At 62.2% G+C, this 17,220-nt stretch carries 18 protein-coding genes; 6 read left to right on the top strand and 12 right to left on the bottom strand.

The features are described 5' to 3' along the window. The first annotated feature begins 490 nt into the window (after positions 1-490). On the top strand, positions 491-958 hold the full coding sequence (locus QWI18_RS09620; protein WP_192134775.1) for a hypothetical protein: 468 nt from the start codon (positions 491-493) through the stop codon (positions 956-958). Positions 959-1,065: 107 nt separating this feature from the next. Here QWI18_RS09620 and QWI18_RS09615 read toward each other — a convergent pair whose 3' ends face one another. The 6 genes from QWI18_RS09615 to QWI18_RS09590 are packed head-to-tail and all read right to left on the bottom strand — an operon-like array spanning position 1,066 to position 7,150. Further along, entirely contained in the window at positions 1,066-1,431 is a 366-nt protein-coding gene (locus tag QWI18_RS09615; protein WP_065986222.1) for a Na+/H+ antiporter subunit G, read from the bottom strand. After that, positions 1,428-1,706: a K+/H+ antiporter subunit F gene (locus QWI18_RS09610; RefSeq protein ID WP_065986223.1), complete on the bottom strand. Its 279-nt coding sequence runs from the start codon at positions 1,704-1,706 to the stop codon at positions 1,428-1,430. Before QWI18_RS09610 ends, QWI18_RS09615 begins: the two co-directional genes overlap by 4 nt. Next, positions 1,703-2,191 carry a Na+/H+ antiporter subunit E gene (locus QWI18_RS09605; protein WP_369318722.1) on the bottom strand — a complete coding sequence of 163 codons (489 nt, stop codon included), beginning with the start codon at positions 2,189-2,191 and terminating at the stop codon, positions 1,703-1,705. Before QWI18_RS09605 ends, QWI18_RS09610 begins: the two co-directional genes overlap by 4 nt. Beyond that, positions 2,188-3,867, bottom strand: a complete 1,680-nt coding sequence (locus QWI18_RS09600; RefSeq protein ID WP_065986225.1) for a monovalent cation/H+ antiporter subunit D — start codon at positions 3,865-3,867, stop codon at positions 2,188-2,190. The genes QWI18_RS09605 and QWI18_RS09600 overlap by 4 nt, the downstream gene beginning before the upstream one ends. Then, positions 3,864-4,208 (bottom strand): Na+/H+ antiporter subunit C, encoded by a 345-nt coding sequence (locus QWI18_RS09595; protein WP_369318721.1) that lies wholly within the window; start codon positions 4,206-4,208, stop codon positions 3,864-3,866. The genes QWI18_RS09600 and QWI18_RS09595 overlap by 4 nt, the downstream gene beginning before the upstream one ends. Continuing rightward, entirely contained in the window at positions 4,208-7,150 is a 2,943-nt protein-coding gene (locus QWI18_RS09590; protein WP_369318720.1) for a monovalent cation/H+ antiporter subunit A, read from the bottom strand. Before QWI18_RS09590 ends, QWI18_RS09595 begins: the two co-directional genes overlap by 1 nt. A gap of 249 nt (positions 7,151-7,399) precedes the next feature. On the opposite strand from QWI18_RS09590, the gene tusA reads away from it, so the two are divergent. Both tusA and pdxB read left to right on the top strand, forming a co-directional pair. Continuing rightward, the gene (tusA, locus tag QWI18_RS09585) at positions 7,400-7,675 is read left to right on the top strand and encodes a sulfurtransferase TusA (protein ID WP_369318719.1); all 276 of its coding nucleotides are present in this window, start codon (positions 7,400-7,402) and stop codon (positions 7,673-7,675) included. An 88-nt stretch (positions 7,676-7,763) separates the two neighbouring features. After that, positions 7,764-8,912, top strand: a complete 1,149-nt coding sequence (gene pdxB, locus QWI18_RS09580) for a 4-phosphoerythronate dehydrogenase PdxB (RefSeq protein WP_192134781.1) — start codon at positions 7,764-7,766, stop codon at positions 8,910-8,912. A 1-nt stretch (position 8,913) separates the two neighbouring features. On the opposite strand, the gene QWI18_RS09575 is transcribed toward pdxB, so the two are convergent. Then, positions 8,914-9,894: a zeta toxin family protein gene (locus tag QWI18_RS09575; protein WP_192134783.1), complete on the bottom strand. Its 981-nt coding sequence runs from the start codon at positions 9,892-9,894 to the stop codon at positions 8,914-8,916. Between the two features lie 165 nt (positions 9,895-10,059). Next, positions 10,060-10,236, bottom strand: a complete 177-nt coding sequence (locus tag QWI18_RS09570; RefSeq protein ID WP_166650608.1) for a PA1571 family protein — start codon at positions 10,234-10,236, stop codon at positions 10,060-10,062. Positions 10,237-10,488: 252 nt separating this feature from the next. On the opposite strand from QWI18_RS09570, the gene QWI18_RS09565 reads away from it, so the two are divergent. Then, positions 10,489-12,267, top strand: a complete 1,779-nt coding sequence (locus QWI18_RS09565; protein WP_369318718.1) for an ABC transporter transmembrane domain-containing protein — start codon at positions 10,489-10,491, stop codon at positions 12,265-12,267. Between the two features lie 21 nt (positions 12,268-12,288). Here the strand turns inward: QWI18_RS09565 and QWI18_RS09560 are convergent, their stop codons facing one another. Together QWI18_RS09560 and QWI18_RS09555 are read right to left on the bottom strand one after the other, a co-directional pair. After that, entirely contained in the window at positions 12,289-12,576 is a 288-nt protein-coding gene (locus tag QWI18_RS09560; RefSeq protein ID WP_065986230.1) for a pyrimidine/purine nucleoside phosphorylase, read from the bottom strand. 90 nt (positions 12,577-12,666) lie between these two features. Beyond that, entirely contained in the window at positions 12,667-13,209 is a 543-nt protein-coding gene (locus QWI18_RS09555; RefSeq protein ID WP_065986231.1) for an exonuclease domain-containing protein, read from the bottom strand. Positions 13,210-13,632: 423 nt separating this feature from the next. Here QWI18_RS09555 and QWI18_RS09550 point away from each other — a divergent pair, with 423 nt between their 5' ends. After that, a complete protein-coding gene (locus tag QWI18_RS09550) occupies positions 13,633-14,463 on the top strand; it encodes an ABC transporter substrate-binding protein (RefSeq protein WP_065986267.1) in 831 nt (276 codons plus the stop codon). A 114-nt stretch (positions 14,464-14,577) separates the two neighbouring features. Here the strand turns inward: QWI18_RS09550 and QWI18_RS09545 are convergent, their stop codons facing one another. Further along, on the bottom strand, positions 14,578-14,745 hold the full coding sequence (locus QWI18_RS09545; protein WP_065986232.1) for a DUF2897 family protein: 168 nt from the start codon (positions 14,743-14,745) through the stop codon (positions 14,578-14,580). A gap of 175 nt (positions 14,746-14,920) precedes the next feature. Here QWI18_RS09545 and pyrF point away from each other — a divergent pair, with 175 nt between their 5' ends. Continuing rightward, positions 14,921-15,619, top strand: a complete 699-nt coding sequence (gene pyrF, locus QWI18_RS09540; protein WP_167355761.1) for an orotidine-5'-phosphate decarboxylase — start codon at positions 14,921-14,923, stop codon at positions 15,617-15,619. Between the two features lie 65 nt (positions 15,620-15,684). Here pyrF and QWI18_RS09535 read toward each other — a convergent pair whose 3' ends face one another. Continuing rightward, positions 15,685-16,824: a glycerophosphodiester phosphodiesterase gene (locus tag QWI18_RS09535; RefSeq protein WP_369318717.1), complete on the bottom strand. Its 1,140-nt coding sequence runs from the start codon at positions 16,822-16,824 to the stop codon at positions 15,685-15,687. Positions 16,825-17,220: the final 396 nt, after the last annotated feature.

Here is a 17,220-nt window from a genome sequence, read left to right as displayed (position 1 = left end):
TCTGGTGTCACACCGCAGAATTGAGGGTGCCCAATCAGGCCTCTTCCCGGCTGAAGCCGGTCCTACGAAAACATCGTATGGCTGTTTAATGGTGTGAACCAGCCCCACTGACACACCACGCGCTTTTAGTAGGACTGGCTTTAGCCGGGAAGGCGTCAGGTGTCACACCGCGAAAATGAGGTTGCCCGATCAGGCCTCTTCCCGGCTGAAGCCGGTCCCGCTAAAAAAAATCGCATGGCTCTTTACTGGGGTGAATCCACCCCACTCAAACATCCGATGGCGTCTTGCCGTGTCGGGTCAGCCCCACCGAAACATCGTATGGCGGCAAAAACGTCATCGCAGCGGACGAAAGGGATATAGCCCGTATAGACTGACTGCCGGTAGAATCCGTACCCACGCCAGCGTCCGGCTTCAGGACGCACCATTTCTCGTTTTTTTCTCGCCCGGTCCGCTGTCCGGGCGAGTTCCTATCTGGTTGGGAGTTTGTACATTGGCAGTAGGTAATCTGGATACCCACGCGTTATTCGTGCTCGGCGACGTGCGCGCGAAGTTGGTGAAGCTATTCCAGGCGCGATTCGTTTACGTCATCGAACAATCCCCTGAAGGCATTTACATGTCGGAGATCGACACCGACACCGCACTGGTGGTCGATGACAAACCCGGTCTGGAGCTGAAAGTGGGTGACCACTTCCGTGCCGCGGTATTGCCCAGCCGCGAAGGCGGCAAATTCGAAATCCGCTTTCGCGACATCAGGATGACCATCTATGGTCTGGGCGAATACGCGTTTGTCGAAGTGCCTGAAGGCCAGGGCATCGTGTTCAAAGAGTCCCACAGCATCTTCATGGTGTTCGCCGCCCACGAGCAGATTGAGTCCGGCCTGAGCAAAGTCCTCAAAGCCGCCACCGCCAAAGCCGCGAAATGGCGCAAGGGCGAGCTGACGTTCAAAGCCAGCGAGTAAGCACCGCGCTTCAACACACCTGCACACGGAACGCGCCCACATCCCCCCACGCCACAAGCGATGGGTGGCGGGCATGCGTGCGCCCGGCTATCGCCAATGGCACAGCATCAATGCCCTTGCTGTCTGCCGTCGCTGACTTCAGGTGGCACGTCGTCACCGGCCATGCGCTTGCGAAACAGTCCGGTGCGCGCCAGCAGCAAGGTGGTGACCGGCACGGTGATGGCGAGCAGGATCGGGATCAGCCACGCGTGCAGCACGGGACCTTCCTTCAGGGCCGAGAAGTAGACGATGGACGCCAGCGCCACGCACCACGCGCCGAGGGTCGACGCCAAGGCGGGCGGGTGCATGCGCTGAAAAAAGTCTTTCATGCGCAACAGACCCAGCGCGCCGATCAGCCCGAACAGGCTGCTCAGCACCAGCAGGACGGCGGTCAGCACTTCGACCCAGAACGGCAGAACCTGCAGCGAATTCATTCGATCACCTCGCCGCGCAACAGAAATTTGGCCAGCGCAAATGAGCCGACGAAGCCGAACAGTGCGATCAGCAGCGCCGCCTCGAAGTAGGTGTCACTGGCGTAGCGAATCCCTAGCACCAGCATCATCAGCATCGCCAGGATGTACAGGTAGTCCAGCGCCAGCACCCGGTCCTGCGCCGACGGGCCTTTGAACAGGCGGATCAAGGTCAGGACCATGGCGAGGGTGAACACCGACAGCGTAAACAGAATCGCGTTTGTGAGCAGGGCGCTCATTGGAAAATCTCCATCAGTGGCCGTTCGTACGTGCTCTTGAAGTGCTCGATGAAGGCCGCTTCGTCGTCCAGATCGAACACATGCATCAGCAGCACGCTGCGATCCAGCGCCAGTTCAGACCAGACCGTGCCCGGCACCACCGTGCAGATCATCGCCAGCGCCGCGAGGCCGTGGGCGTCGTGCAGGTCCAGCGGCACCTTGACGAAGGCCGAGCGCGGTGGACGGCGGCCCGCGCGCAGTACGCCCCAGGCGACGGCCAGATTGGACACCACCACATCGCGGCCCACCAGCAAGAACAAACGCAGGGCGACGCCGGGTTTGCGGATTCGCGCGGGCGAAGGGCGCAACGGCGCGAAGATATAGGGCGCGAAAAAGCCGAGCAGGGCCCCCAGCAGCAGATTGCCCGGGCTCAGCGACAGGTTCAGCAACAGCCACAACCCCCACAGCGACAGCGACAACAGTGGCGCGGGAAACAGGCGCTTCATGGCTGCACCTCCGCCGCTGCCGAAGCGGGCCCCGGTATCGGCCTGGCTGCCTTGACGGAGAGCACGTATTGCTGCGGGTCATGCAGCGCCTGGGCGGTGTCCTGGGTGTAATGCAACAGCGCCTGGGCCTTGAACGTCAGCACGATGGCGCAGCCCACCAGCAAGGCGATCGGCAGGCATTCGTTGAGCCGCAGCAGTGGCGCCGCATGTTCCTGGGGCGTCCAGAAGCGTTTGATGCCGACCCGCACGAAGGCAAACAGCGACGTCAGTCCGGAAATAATCAGCAGTGCCACCAGCGTCCAACTGTCGCCGCGAATGGCCTCGGCCTTCGCCACATCAAGGCCCAGCGGATTGAGCAGGGCGCTGATCAGTGTCAGCTTGCCGAGGAAGCCCGACAGCGGCGGCATGCCGATGATCAACAGTGCGCAGGCAATGAAACTCAGGCCCAGAAACGCCATGGTCCAGGGGATGACGTGGCCGACCACGGCTTTCTGCTCGTCATCCAGATTGGTCCCCGGCACCGGGTGCAACGACTCCAGCGCCTTGGGCAACTGGTCGGCGTCCTCGTCGAGGGCGATGTCATTGGCCGAGCGTGAGCGTTCGATCAACTCCGCCAGCAGGAACATCGCGCTGAGCGCCAGGGTCGAGCTGACCAGATAAAACAGTGCGCCTGCGGTCAGGCTCGGCTGGGCGAAACCGACCGCCGAGAGCAGGATCCCCGCCGACACCAGAATGCTCAGACTGGCCATGCGCTCCAGGCGCTGGGCGGCCACCACTGAGATCGCCGCCACGGTCACGGTGGCCATGCCCCCCCAGATCAGCCAGTCCCCGCCGAAGAACGCCGACGCGCCGGCCTGACCGGAAAACAGCAGCGTCCACAGCCGCAGCAGCGTGTAGAAACCGACCTTGGTCATGATCGCGAACAGCGCCGCCACCGGTGCGCTGGCGGCGGAATACGCCGGCACCAGCCAGAAATTCAGCGGCCACATGCCGGCCTTGGCCAGAAACGCCACTGCCAGAATGGCCGCGCCCGCGTGCAGCAAGCCCAGATCGCCCTCCGGCACCTGAGGAATTTTCACCGCCAGGTCGGCCAGGTTCAGCGTACCGGTGACGCCGTAAATCAGCGCCGCGCCAATCAGAAACAACGACGAAGCCAGCAGGTTGATGGTGATGTAATGCAGGCCCGCCGATACCCGCGCGCGGCCCGAGCCGTGCAGCATCAGGCCATAAGATGCCGCCAGCAAAACCTCGAAGAACACGAACAGGTTGAACAGGTCGGCAGTAAGAAAGGCGCCATACAACCCCATCAGTTGAATCTGAAATAGCGCGTGGAAACTGGCGCCGGCGCGGTCCCAACGGGCCAGGGCGAAGAGCAGGGCGCAGAAGGCGACGATGCCGGTCAGCACCAGCATCAGCGCCGACAGGTGGTCGACCACCAGCACGATGCCGAATGGCGCCTCCCAGTTGCCCGGCAGGTACACGCCAATGGAGCCGGTGGTGCCGGTCTTCTGCACCCAGATCATCAGCGTGATGGCGATCGCCAGGCCGAGTCCGGTGGAGAACAGGTTGATCCGCGCTTTCAGCGGGCGGTGTTTCTCGCCGAGCCACAGCACCAGCGCAGCGGTTAGCACCGGCAGCAGGATCGGTGCGACGATCAGTTGATTCATCACACTCATTCACCCAGCTCCCGGCCGTCGACGTGGTCGTTGCCGGTCAGACCGCGCGACGCCAGCAGCACCACCAGGAACAGCGCAGTCATGGCGAAGCTGATGACGATGGCCGTCAGCACCAGCGCCTGGGGCAGGGGATCGGTGTAATTGAGCAGGTCCTGGGGCACGCCGTCCTTGATGATCGGCTCCTTGCCGATGAACAGGCTGCCCATGCTGAAGATAAACAGATTGACGCCGTAGGACAGCAGGCACAGGCCCATCACGACCTGAAAGGTCCGTGGACGCAGGATCAGCCACACGCCGGAGGCGGCGAGCACGCCGATGGCAATGGCGATGACTTGTTCCATCAGATGGCTCCTTGTGAAATCGGGCTATCGGCCGGGACCGGTTCAATGGGCTGCGGCAGCGAGGTCGGGCGATGGCTGCGCACCGACTGGTGAGCCAGCGCCGTGAGGATCAACAGGGTCGAGCCGACCACCACCGCGTACACGCCGATGTCGAAAAACAGCGCGCTGGCGATGTGCAGGTCACCCAGTATCGGCAGGACCACATGCGCGGTGTGGGTGGTCATGAACGGATAACCGAGGGCCATCGAGCCCAGACCCGTGGCCAGCGCGAAGAACAGCCCGGTGCCCATCCAGCGCAACGGCCGCAGGCTCATGTTGGCCTCGACCCACTGGGTGCCGGCCACCATGTATTGCAGGATGAACGCCACTGACATGACCAGCCCGGCCACGAAACCGCCGCCCGGCTGGTTATGCCCGCGCATGAACAGGTACATCGAGACCACAAAAGCCACCGGCAACAGCAGGCGCACCAGCACCGCCGGCACCATCATGAAGCCCAGTGCGGTATCGGCGGCGTGACGCGGATTGACCAGATCGGTGACCACGTCACGGGCCAGCAAGCGCTGTTGCGCCGGCAGGGCGATGCTTTCTTTCGGCGGGCGGAAGCGCCGCAGCAGGGCAAAGACCGTCAGCGCCACCACGGCCAGCACGGTGATTTCGCCAAAGGTGTCGAAGCCACGGAAGTCCACGAGCATGACGTTGACCGCATTGGTGCCGCCGCCCTGGGCCAGGGCACGGCTCAGGTAAAACTCGGAAATGGCGTTCGGCGTCGGCCGCGTCAGCATCGCGTAGGACAACACCGCCATGCCGCCACCCACCGCCACGGCGAGGACGAAGTCGCGGATCCGCCGCACCTTGGCCCGGCGTCGCGCCTGGGACGGTGGTGGCACGTTTTCGTTACGTCGCGGCAGCCAGCGCAGGCCGAGCAGGATCAACACCGTGGTGACGACTTCTACCGCCAGTTGGGTCAGTGCCAGGTCCGGCGCGGAAAACCAGACGAAGGTCACGCAGGTCATCAACCCGCAGACGCTGACCATGGTCACGGCCGCCAGACGGTGGTACTTGGCTTGCCAGGCGGCGCCGATGGCGCAGGCAATGGCGATCAACCAGAGCATCACAAACACGCCGGAACCCGGGATCTTCGGTCGATCGCCCCAGCTCAGTCCGCTTTCGTACATCGGCACGAAACCGGCGACCAGCGCGGCCAGCACCATCAGAAACAGCTGCGCCTGCAAACGACGTGTGGTCAGCAGCCTCATCAGTCGGCGGGCGCCGCGCATCTTCCACACCAGCACGCGCTCGAACATGCGCTTGCCGTTCAGGCGCCACATCAGCGGCGGGCCATTGACCTGTTTGCGCTTGATCGGGCCGCGCAGCAGCAGGTACAGAACGATGCCAGCCGCCATGGCGATCAGGCTCATGATCATCGGCGCGTTCAGCCCGTGCCAGATCGCCAGGCTGTATTCGGGGAGTTCACCCCCCACCACCGGCTGTGCCGCAGCGGCCAGCAACGGGCCGACGGAGTGCGTGGGAAAAATGCCGACGATCAGGCACGCCAGCACCAGCAATTCCACCGGCAGGCGCATCCAGCGCGGCGGCTCGTGGGGCGTGTGAGGCAGGCGCGTGGCTTTCGGGCCGAGGAACACGTCGACGGTAAAGCGCAGCGAATACGCCACGCTGAAGATCCCGGCGATCGTGGCGATCACCGGCAGGGCGATCTCGACCCAGTCGGTTGAGGTGATGAACACCGTTTCTGCGAAGAACATTTCCTTGGACAGGAAGCCATTGAGCAGCGGCACCCCCGCCATTGATGCGCTGGCGACCATGGCCAGCGTCGCGGTGTAGGGCATCAGCTTGATCAGCCCGCTGAGTTTGCGGATGTCGCGGGTGCCGCTTTCGTGGTCGATGATCCCCGCCGCCATGAACAGCGAGGCCTTGAACGTGGCGTGGTTGAGGATGTGAAACACCGCCGCGACGGCGGCCAGTGGACTGTTCAGGCCCAGCAGCAGGGTGATCAGCCCCAGGTGACTGATGGTGGAATAGGCCAGCAGGCCCTTGAGGTCGTTTTGAAACATGGCCGAATAGGCGCCGATCACCAGCGTGCACGCCCCCGCGCCGCTGACGATCCAGAACCACTGCTCACTGCCCGACAGCGATGGCCACAGGCGCGCGAGCAGGAACACCCCGGCCTTGACCATGGTCGCCGAGTGCAGATACGCCGACACCGGTGTCGGGGCCGCCATGGCGTGGGGCAGCCAGAAGTGGAAGGGGAATTGCGCGCTCTTGCTCAGCGCGCCGATCAGGATCAGCGTCAACAGCACGGGGTACAGCGCGTGGGCGCGAATCGCATCGCCTGAAGCCAGCACGCGATCCAGGTCATAACTGCCGACGACGTGCCCGAGCAGCAGCATCCCCACCAGCAGCGCAAGGCCGCCCGCGCCGGTGACCATCAGCGCCATGTAAGCGCCGCGTCGGGCGTCGGCGCGGTGGTGCCAATAGCCGATCAGCAGGAACGAGAAGACGCTGGTCAGCTCCCAGAAAAACACGATCTGAATAAGGTTGCCGGACATGACCAGTCCGAGCATGGCGCCCATGAACGCCAGAAAAAACGAGAAGAAGCGCGGCACCGGGTCGTCCGGCGACATGTAATAACGCGCATACAGCGACACCAGCGCGCCGATTCCCAGCACCAGCATCGAGAACAGCCAGGCAAAACCGTCCAGGCGCAGGACGAAGTTCAGGCCCAGGCTGGGCAGCCAGAAAAACTCTTCTCGGATGACCCCGCCGTGGGCGATCTGCGGATACCACAGTGCGACCTGCACCGCGCCGATCAAGGCGATCAGGCCGGCGAGGAGGGATTCACTGTTGCGTGCGTTGTGCGGCAAAAGCGCCGCCAGACAGCTGCCGATGAAAGGCAGAAGCAGTAGAACTATCAGGGACATAGGCTTCTAATCTGCGGAGAAATGTCAAGGATCATACGTGCCGGGTCCGGGATGACCAAACGCCAAGATGTCGCAGAATCCTACAAAGTTTGTAGGCAGCAGCGTAGTTGACAGTCTGTGTCGCGTAAGGTTGGCGGCTATCTGCCCTATTGTGGGAGCGAGCTTGCTCGCGAAGGGGCCGAGGCAAAGTGCCGATTGGCGGCATGTACCGATTAGGCGACAATGCCGGCCTGTTTCCGGAGCCCCCTCATGTCTGATTCGATCGCCCCCCTGTCTGATTCCATTGAAAGGCCCGCCGTCGATGCCGTGCTCGACGCCACCGGCCTCAATTGCCCCGAGCCGGTCATGATGCTGCACCAGAAGGTGCGCGACCTGCCGCCCGGCGGCCTGCTCAAGGTGATCGCCACCGATCCGTCCACCCAGCGGGATATCCCGAAATTCTGTGTCTTCCTCGGCCACGAACTGGTGGATAAACAGGCGGGCGACGGCGAGTTTCTGTACTGGATCCGCAAGAAACTCTACTGATTTGCGACCTGCTCGCTGACGCGTTGCGCATCACGCTGGCTCGACAGGGCGCTGGCGCCTACACTGCGGCCACTCCAGGAGCCCTGACATGCGCATAGTTGCCGACGAAAACATTCCCCTGCTCGACGCCTTTTTCGCCGGACTCGGTGATATCCAGCGTTACCCGGGCCGCACCCTTGACCGTGCCGCCGTCGCCGATGCCGATATCCTGCTGGTGCGCTCGGTGACCCGGGTCGACCGCGCCTTGCTCGAAGGCACGCCCGTACGATTCGTCGGGACCTGCACCATTGGCACCGATCACCTCGACCTCGATTACTTCAAAGAAGCCGGCATTCAATGGTCCAGCGCCCCGGGCTGCAATGCCCGCGGCGTGGTGGACTACGTGCTGGGCAGCCTGCTGACCCTCGAGGAAATCGAAGGCGTCGGCCTCGCTAGTCGCACCTACGGCGTGGTCGGCGCGGGGCAGGTCGGCGGTCGCTTGATCAGGGTGTTGCGCGGCCTGGGCTGGAACGTCCTGGTCTGCGACCCGCCGCGTCAGGCCAGCGAGGGCGGCGATTACGTCAGCCTCGACGAGATCATTGCCCGCTGCGATGTGATCAGCCTGCACACACCGCTGGATAAAACCGGCGACACGCCCACCTGGCACCTGTTCGACCGCACCCGCTTGCAACAGCTCAAGCCCGGCGCCTGGCTGATCAACGCGGCGCGTGGCCCGGTGGTCGACAACACCGCCTTGCGCCAAGTGTTGCTGGAGCGCGAAGACCTGCAAGCGGTGCTGGATGTCTGGGAGCAGGAACCGGCGGTCGACGTCGAGCTGGCCGAGCTGTGCGTCATCGGCACGCCCCACATCGCCGGTTACAGCCTCGACGGCAGGCAGCGCGGCACGGCGCAAATCTATCAGGCCCTGTGCGCGCACCTTGAGCAACCGGCGAGCATCCGTCTTGAAGATCTGCTGCCCAAGCCGTGGCTGGCCGAGGTCACGCTGGATGCCGCCACGGACCCGGTCTGGGCGCTGAACACGTTGTGTCGCGGCGTGTACGATCCGCGCCGCGATGACGCGGATTTCCGCCGCAGTCTGGTGGGGGATGCCCAGAGCCAGCGCCTGGCCTTCGATGCCCTGCGCAAGCATTATCCGCCCCGCCGGGAAATCGACAGCCTGCGGGTTCGCCTCAACGGTGAGTCGACGACGTTGAGTCAGATCGTCGAGGCCTTGGGCGCCACCGTTGTCACCGCGTGAGTCACTCGCTGTATTTTTTGATGTAAGACCAGAGTGTCTCGGGCAGGCGGGGCGGAACGTGCTGCCAGAATTGGCGCATTCTCGGGAGTGCGGTGTAGGCCTCTTGCCAGGCTTCCAGGCGATCTTCAGCGCCTGAGACAGGGGCTTGGATCAGCGCGATGAAGCTGGCAAAGCTGCAGGGGGTGGGTAACGCTTCGCTGCGTTCGATCCGGTGCACCTGTTCCTGCAACGTGATTTCTGTGCCTTGTTCATTGGTGAACACGTACGGGGTCAGCGAGTCGACTCGATCACAGCGGCTGCTGCAGATTTTTTTGCGGTCTTTGAGCTCACCGAAGCCGCGCTCGTACAGGGTGATGGTGGAGCCGCTCACCCTCATGCAAGCCTCCTCGAACGCATTGAGAATGACCTCGGCGTTCTCGATGCTCGTCTCGATGGTGGCGATATCGACAAAACGCTCGAGGGTCCCGGCTTCCAGCGCGTTGAAGGCGCGCCTGATGGTTGAAAGGTGCACGAAATCCTTCTTGCAGCCAATCAGGTGAACGTCGAACTGGTAGGCGGCCAGTGCCTGGCCCGAGATCACCGTGGCGAAGGCTTTGGTGTCCAGCGCGGTTTCCATCACGATGTTGAACGTGTTGCTGTGGGCATAAGCAAAGATGCGGCTGCACAGCTCCCAGATGAAGGTTTCAGTGTGCTTGTAGCGGCGGGTCACGTCCTGATCGGCGAACTCGGCATAGCGCGGGTGCAGCTCGCGAAAATACTCCTGATAAAGATGCACGTAGTTGCCGTATCCGGGAATCTTGAGCAGCGTGTTGTTCAGCATGTAGGTCTTGCCGGACCCTTGTACGCCGGCGACCACCAGAATTTTCGGGGCGGGCTGCCCATCGTCTGCAATGTCCTTCGGTACATCGAAGATGGTGTTCACAACTGCCTCAAATACGGCATCCAGTTCTTTTGGTGTGTAGGCGTAGTGAGTGTCGGTCATGGCAGGTCTTCCTTGAGTTGAGTCGGATTGACTGTTGAAAGTCCCAAGGACGTAATCGGAGTGCCCGCCGATGGGCAACGGAATAAACGCGCTGTGTATTGCAGAATGTTTATCGCGCCCATAAAAAACCCGGCGCCATGGCCGGGTTTCAAGCAGATCTGTGCATCAATCTTGTTTTTCGGGCTGCACCCAGTACTTCTCGCATTCCTGACAGGCAGCCTGAACCATTTCTTCAGTGATCAGGATTTCCTGCCCGTTTCTGTCGAGAATCGCGCCGCCCAGTTGCAGCTCAGGTTGCGGGCGGAACACGGGTTCTTGATTGCTGCTGCTTTGCAAGCTCATGGGCTGTCTCCTCATCAGGGGGTTGCGCGTTCATAGTAGCCACGCCCGCGTGACTGCGCCGTGACACCTGCTGCGGCCGATCTGCGTCGCGGTCGCGAGTCGTCGGGGAAGGCGGTGTGCAAGGCCCATGCACGCAGGGCGTGAGAACAATCCATGACTGACGACGGCGCGCAGAGTTCAGCGAAAGCTGACGAGCGTGCGCGGGGAGGGAGGTGTAGGCTCTGCGACTGATTCGTCTTGCGAGTGTTCTCCATGGCTTCAGTTTTTTCCGGCCGTCAGCGGCATGCCATTCGTCTTGCCTTGCGCATGATCGCCCCGTACCGCAAGCAAGCCCTCGGCGCGTTGCTCGCGCTGGTGGTCACTGCCGGCATCACGCTGTCGATGGGGCAAGGCATCCGGCTGATGGTCGATCAGGGGTTCATGACCCGTTCGCCGACGCTGCTCAATGAAACCATCGGCCTGTTCATGGGGCTGGTGGTCGCCCTCGCCATCGGCACCTTCGCGCGGTTTTATCTGGTGTCGTGGATCGGCGAACGGGTGGTCGCCGATCTGCGCAAGCAGGTGTTCGACCATCTGGTCAGCCTCCACCCGGGCTTCTATGAGAACAACCGCAGCTCGGAAATCCAGTCGCGCCTGACCGCCGACACCACGCTGCTGCAATCGGTGATCGGCTCGTCGCTGTCGATGTTCCTGCGCAACGCGCTGATGGTCATTGGCGGAATCATCCTGCTGTTCTTCACCAACCCCAAGCTCACCAGCATCGTCGTCGTGGCATTGCCGCTGGTGATCGCGCCGATTCTGATTTTCGGGCGGCGTGTGCGCAGCCTGTCGCGGGAGAGCCAGGACCGCGTGGCGGATGTCGGCAGCTACGTGTCCGAGGCCCTTGGGCAGATCAAAACCGTCCAGGCCTATAACCATCAGGAGCAGGATCGACAGCGTTTCGCGCAGACCGCCGAAGGCGCCTTCGAGACGGCACGCAAGCGTATTCTGCAGCGCTCGTGGCTGATTACCCTGGTGATCGTGCTGGTGCTGGGCGCGGTGGGTGTGATGCTCTGGGTCGGCGGGATGGACGTGATTGCCGGCCGCATCTCCGGGGGCGAGCTGGCAGCGTTTGTGTTCTACAGCCTGATCGTCGGCAGCGCATTCGGCACCCTTAGCGAGGTCATCGGCGAGATGCAACGGGCGGCGGGCGCGGCAGAGCGCATCACCGAACTGCTGCAGGCACGCAGCGAAATCACCGCGCCTGCCAGCGATCTGCTCACGCTGCCGGCGCGCATCAGCGGTCGGTTGGCGCTGGAAAACCTCAGTTTTGCCTACCCCTCGCGCCCGGAACGCAATGCCGTAGACGGCTTGAGCCTGAGCGTCGAAGCGGGGGAAACCCTGGCGCTGGTCGGGCCTTCGGGCGCGGGCAAGTCGACCTTGTTCGACCTGCTGTTGCGCTTCTATGACCCGCAACAGGGCCGCGTGCTGATTGAAGGCATCCCCGCCGAGCGCCTTGATCCTCTGGACCTGCGCCGGTGCTTCGCCTGGGTGTCACAGACCCCTGCGCTGTTTTTCGGCTCGGTGGAGGACAACATTCGCTACGGCAACCCGGCGGCGAGTGTCGAGCAGGTGGAGGCCGCTGCGCGGATTGCCCATGCCCATGAGTTCATTCAACTGCTGCCCCAGGGTTATCAGACGCACCTGGGTGACGGCGGCATGGGCTTGTCGGGCGGGCAGCGTCAGCGGTTGGCGATCGCCCGGGCTTTGCTGGCCGATGCGCCGATTCTGTTGCTCGACGAGGCCACCAGCGCACTGGATGCCCAGAGCGAGTACCTGATTCAGCAGGCGTTGCCAACGTTGATGAAGGGCCGCACGACCCTGGTGATCGCCCACCGACTGGCGACGGTGCAGAACGCAGACCGAATTGCTGTCATGGATCAGGGGAAATTGGTCGCGGTGGGAACCCATCGCGAGCTGATTGCCAGCAACCCGCTGTACGCGCGGCTGGCAGCCTTGCAGTTCAATGCCGGGGTGGAGCAGGCCGGCTGAGCGCCGGCCTGAATCTGCGTATCAGTCTTTGCGGTATTCGCAGAGGTAGGCGGTTTCTTCGGTGGCTTCGACGTCGAATTTGACGTTCGCCGGGATTTTGAAATCCGTGCCGGCTTTGAAGGTTTCCCAATCATTGGCGCCCGGCAGCAGCACTTTCAGCTCGCCTGAGATCACGTGCATGATTTCCCGGTCGCCGGTGCCGAAGTTGTATTTTCCGGGAGCCATGACGCCGATGGTCGCGTCGCCTGCTGCTTGCTTGAAGGCGATGGATTTGACGGTACCGTCGAAATACTCGTTGACCTTGAACATGGCTGAATTCCTTGGGAAGGGCTGGAAAGGGCCGAACAGTATGCCGAACGTATAAAAGGCCGTCATCCGCTTTGATAAATGCGTCACGCCCTAGCCGGGAATCACCAGCGGTAACAACCGTGCGGTATTGCGCGCGTCTGACAACGCCCGGTGCTGCTGGCCGTTGAAATGCATTCCCGCCAGTTGCAGCGCGGTGTTCAGGCCACAGGGCTTTTGCAGGTGACGGGCTTTGGCGAAGCGTTGTTTCAGGTTGATGTGGGGCAGGGTGGCGAGTTCGCTGGCGAGCCGGTGCTGATGCCAATCCTGTTGCAGTTGCTGGCGGTCGTAATCGCCCCAACTGGTCCAGGCCACCAGTCGCTCGCGGTGTTGGGCGATCCAGCGTTCGAACTGTGGCCATACGGCGGGCAGCGTCAAGGCGCTGTCGATGACGCTCTGCCGAATGTGCGTCAGCTCGCGGCAGAAGGGCGTGAGCAACGGCCGGCGCATGGGCCGCACGTAACGTTCGAAATGGTCGATTTCGCGCCCGTCCTGATTGACCAGCGACGCACCGATTTCGATGATTTCCATTTCCGCCACCGGCCACCCGCCCTCTTCGGTGGTGGCCTCCAGGTCTATCACCAGCCAGTAGGGCATTTCGAACTCCTGTCTCATAACCTGCGGCAGCGCCCTGGAGCGTAGCCACATCACGGCCCTTACGTCCAACTGCCGGCGCAGATGATCCATGATTGGGACTCGCGGCGGGCAGGAAGGTTTGCCGGGCCAGCGTCTTTTGTAGTGCCTGACTTGCATATGGCCGGGACAGCGCTTGCCTGGCCCCCATCCCTCGGCATAAATTGCAGGCGCATTGGTCCTCACATAAAGCGCTGCGCGGTCGATAATGCACAGGACAAGGACAGCTTCAGCCCGGATGTGGGCTAAAAGGGAAAGGGGGCAGCAAGGCGCAAGGAGGGCGAGAGTTGGAACGACAGAGGCGATTTAGCTTCCGTTTGACCGTTGTCTAATTGATCGCGAACGCATAGCTTACGTACTCCGTTTCGCCTGAGGTGCCTTTTCTTGATATCCACGCCGATGCGGATGGTTTTTAAAACCCTGCTGTTCACGACCACAACGCTGTGGGCCTGGCAGGTCGGTGCGACCCAGATCGTGCGCATTGGTGCAGCGCATTTCCCGCCGTATACGATTCGTCCCGAGCGCGGCGAAGACACTGGGCTGCTGCCGCAGATGATCAGCGCACTGAACGCGATGCAGACCGAATACCGCTTCGAAGCGGTGCCCACGTCCATCCCGCGCCGGTTTCGCGATTTCCAGCAGGCACGCTTCGATATGGCCATTTTCGAAAACCCCGACTGGGGCTGGAAAGGCATTCCCCACGAAGCGGTCGATATGGGGCTCGAAGACGCCGAAGTGTTTGTGGCCCATCGCTTGAAGGGCAGGACCCAGACCTATTTCGATGAGCTGCATGGCAAGCGCCTTGCGCTGTTCAGCGGCTATCACTATGCGTTCGCGGGGTTCGACCCCGACCCTAAATTTCTTGCCGACAACTACAACGCCACGCTGACCTATTCCCACGACAGCAACTTGCTGATGGTGCTGCGTGACCGTGCGGACATCGCCCTGGTGACGCGCTCCTACCTGAGCACGTTCATGTCGAACAACCCGCAGGACGCCGATCAGTTTCTGATCTCGGACCGGGTGGATCAGGTCTATCGCCACTACGCGTTGTTGCGTCCGGATGCGCCCATCAGCGGCGAACGCTTCAGCGAACTGCTGCGGCAGCTCCGGGAGAACGGGGAGATGTTCAAAATCTTTCAGCCGTTTCGCATCGCGGTGACACCGCAGTCCACCCGTCGCGCGGTGGCGTTGGGCGACAGGAAGGAGGGGGACTGACGAGGGCACCTATTACCGGCGGAGGAAGCGCGGCGCCAGAGGGGGGGCGCGATGCGGGAGCGCTGGCAGCGTGCTCCCGCAATGGGCTTTAACCGTATCGTTTGGCGGGCTGACTCAGCGGTCCCGCGCTTCTTTTGCGTCCATCTCGGCATTGCGCTCGTGGACACGCTTGAGCTGTTCATCAGTCAGGGGCAGTTTCTTCGCTGAGTCCTTGAGCATCAGCAGACCGCCGACGATCGAGCCGATTGCAACGACCAGAATTAACCAGGCATACCAGGGCATAACGCTCTCCTTCTTGTGATAGAGGTTGGAGCAGCGACGCTGCCCAGTGGTTCAATTGTAGAAGATGCCCGACGCCTGGTGCGTGTCGGGCAGGCATTTACCGATTGCCGGGTCCCGCCATGGGGGATGTTCGGCTACAATGCGCGCCGATTTCGACTTGCCAGAGAACCCGCTCATGTCCGCCTGCCAGACCCCCATCATCGTCGCCCTGGATTTCCCGACCCGCGAAGCCGCGTTGAATCTGGCTGATCAGCTGGACCCCAAGCTGTGCCGGGTCAAAGTGGGCAAGGAGCTGTTCACCAGCTGTGCATCGGACATCGTCGAAACCCTTAACGGCAAGGGCTTCGACGTGTTTCTGGACCTCAAATTCCATGACATTCCCAATACCACGGCGATGGCGGTCAAGGCCGCTGCTGAGATGGGCGTATGGATGGTCAACGTGCACTGCTCAGGCGGCCTGCGCATGATGGCAGCCTGCCGTGACGTGCTGGATCAGCGCACCGGCCCCAAGCCGCTGTTGATCGGCGTCACCGTGCTGACCAGCATGGAACGCGAGGATCTGGCCGGGATCGGTCTGGACATTGAGCCCCAGGAGCAAGTGCTTCGGTTGGCGGCGCTGGCTGAAAAAGCCGGGATGGACGGTCTGGTGTGTTCCGCACTGGAGGCCCAGGCGCTGAAAACCGCGCATCCGTCACTGCAACTGGTGACCCCGGGCATTCGTCCGGCTGGCAGTGCGCTGGATGATCAGCGCCGCATCCTGACGCCGCGTCAGGCACTGGATGCGGGGTCTGATTATCTGGTTATCGGCCGCCCGATCAGCCAGGCGGCCGATCCGGCGAAAGCATTGGCTGCGGTGGTGGCAGAGCTGGCTTAAAACCGTCGGGCATTTGTGGGAGTGACCGGGGTGGCGCTCCCACATCCTGATCACTGGTTTCGACGTTAGAAACCGCTGCGTTTCAGGATCGAGTCCATGCTTTCCTTCGACGGCCGGCCGTAGAACTTCAGCAATTCCGCAGCCCGGTTGGTGAAGAACCCGTCCACCCCTTGTTCGCTGATCGCTTTGAAGTCCACCGCGTCATCCACGGTGTACGGGTGAACGATCATTCCGCGATCGTGGGCCATCTTGTTCATCCAAGGCTGCACCAGGTCACTGTAGCTCTGGTCCCCGCCGTTCTTCAGCGCTGCCGACGGCCCGGTCCCTACGGCGCCGTGGGCTTTGGCCCAGTCCATCCAGGCGGCGAACTCCTCTTTCGATTTCACCTGCTGGCTGGCGTAGAAGCTGGCCTTGTCCTTTGCGCCCGAATCCTTGAATGTCTTGCCCGAAGCCGTTTCGATCGAGCCGTCACCCAGCCACAGCAGCAGGACTTTCGGCGTGTCGGGCATACTCTTTTGCAGCAATTCCAGGCTTGGTTTTTCGAAGGTCTGCAGGACCACGCGGCCCGGCATGTGGGCGACGTTGACGTAGCCTTTCTCGGCGGCAGGGCGCTGGCTCAGCCAACCGCGCTGATCGAGTTTCTTCTTCAAATCTTCTTCGATGCCCGGAAACTGTGCCGGCACCTTGGTTTCGATGTACAGACCGGGCTTGTTCTTGCCGCCTTCGGCGATGTCGATGACTTCGTCCAGCGTCAGAATCTTCAGCCCGGCGTAGGTGGCGCGGGCGCGATCGGGGTAGGCCTTGTTGAACCAGGAGCCGGCGTCAAGGCGCTTGATTTCTTCCAGCGTGAAGGTGTTCAGCGGGTCCTTGGCCCGTTGCGGATAGACCTCGGCGATGTTGGTCGTGCGCTCCAGCGTGTTGTCATGCAGCGCGATGAGCACGCCATCCTTGGTGCGCTGAATGTCCATCTCCAGGTAGTCCGCGCCCAGTTCGCGGGCCAGCGTGTACGAAGGCACTGTTTCTTCGGGCGCATTGAACGAAGCACCGCGATGGGCGATCACCGCCGGCCACGGCACACCGATCTTCGCCGCCAGCGCCCGACCCGGTGCGTTGCCGGTGTCAGCGGCGGCCAGGGCCACGGCAGATGACAACAACACGCCGGCCATCGCGGCGCCGCTCAACGTTCTGGATAATCCTTTCAACATGGTTCTGACGTTCCTTTTCTGCATGTCCGTTCATGGCGCAGCCGTTGCCGCACCGCGTGGCACATCGTTTTGTCGTGACGAAATCGGGTGTCGCAGGGCTCAGACCTTAAACAGCAAAGCGCGTCGCGGGCAACCGGGGTTGTCGCTGTGAGGGGAATTGCTGTCGGTTTGAGTGTTAATGCGGCGCTGCCAGTTTCCGGGATTTTTATGACATTGAGGCCGATGGTCCTAACCGGGGGTTACGACTCAGCGACGGGGATTAGCGCAGTGGGCCTCGTTTTAGCTGGGAAAAACTCAGTCGGGCTGGCAATCCGGCACCGTGTCTATTATGAAATCCATCTCTATCTGGCTTCCAACCCTGCCAAACCGCTCTTACTCGCGCTACTGTCAGCTCCA

The sequence above is a fragment of the Pseudomonas sp. W2Oct36 genome (assembly GCF_041060465.1).
Lineage (GTDB): Bacteria > Pseudomonadota > Gammaproteobacteria > Pseudomonadales > Pseudomonadaceae > Aquipseudomonas > Aquipseudomonas graminis_B.
Note: the sequence above shows the minus strand (reverse complement) of the source record. Positions and strands in the feature narration are given on the sequence as shown.

Excerpts from the sequence above, each read along its gene's own strand:
- QWI18_RS09615 (WP_065986222.1), bottom strand. The coding sequence starts at position 1,431 with ATGAATTCGCTGCAGGTTCTGCCGTTCTGGGTCGAAGTGCTGACCGCC.
- QWI18_RS09610 (WP_065986223.1), bottom strand. The coding sequence starts at position 1,706 with ATGAGCGCCCTGCTCACAAACGCGATTCTGTTTACGCTGTCGGTGTTC.
- QWI18_RS09605 (WP_369318722.1), bottom strand. The coding sequence starts at position 2,191 with ATGAAGCGCCTGTTTCCCGCGCCACTGTTGTCGCTGTCGCTGTGGGGG.
- QWI18_RS09600 (WP_065986225.1), bottom strand. The coding sequence starts at position 3,867 with ATGAGTGTGATGAATCAACTGATCGTCGCACCGATCCTGCTGCCGGTG.
- QWI18_RS09595 (WP_369318721.1), bottom strand. The coding sequence starts at position 4,208 with ATGGAACAAGTCATCGCCATTGCCATCGGCGTGCTCGCCGCCTCCGGC.
- QWI18_RS09590 (WP_369318720.1), bottom strand. The coding sequence starts at position 7,150 with ATGTCCCTGATAGTTCTACTGCTTCTGCCTTTCATCGGCAGCTGTCTG.
- tusA (WP_369318719.1), top strand. The coding sequence starts at position 7,400 with ATGTCTGATTCGATCGCCCCCCTGTCTGATTCCATTGAAAGGCCCGCC.
- pdxB (WP_192134781.1), top strand. The coding sequence starts at position 7,764 with ATGCGCATAGTTGCCGACGAAAACATTCCCCTGCTCGACGCCTTTTTC.
- QWI18_RS09575 (WP_192134783.1), bottom strand. The coding sequence starts at position 9,894 with ATGACCGACACTCACTACGCCTACACACCAAAAGAACTGGATGCCGTA.
- QWI18_RS09570 (WP_166650608.1), bottom strand. The coding sequence starts at position 10,236 with ATGAGCTTGCAAAGCAGCAGCAATCAAGAACCCGTGTTCCGCCCGCAA.
- QWI18_RS09565 (WP_369318718.1), top strand. The coding sequence starts at position 10,489 with ATGGCTTCAGTTTTTTCCGGCCGTCAGCGGCATGCCATTCGTCTTGCC.
- QWI18_RS09560 (WP_065986230.1), bottom strand. The coding sequence starts at position 12,576 with ATGTTCAAGGTCAACGAGTATTTCGACGGTACCGTCAAATCCATCGCC.
- QWI18_RS09555 (WP_065986231.1), bottom strand. The coding sequence starts at position 13,209 with ATGCCCTACTGGCTGGTGATAGACCTGGAGGCCACCACCGAAGAGGGC.
- QWI18_RS09545 (WP_065986232.1), bottom strand. The coding sequence starts at position 14,745 with ATGCCCTGGTATGCCTGGTTAATTCTGGTCGTTGCAATCGGCTCGATC.
- pyrF (WP_167355761.1), top strand. The coding sequence starts at position 14,921 with ATGTCCGCCTGCCAGACCCCCATCATCGTCGCCCTGGATTTCCCGACC.
- QWI18_RS09535 (WP_369318717.1), bottom strand. The coding sequence starts at position 16,824 with ATGTTGAAAGGATTATCCAGAACGTTGAGCGGCGCCGCGATGGCCGGC.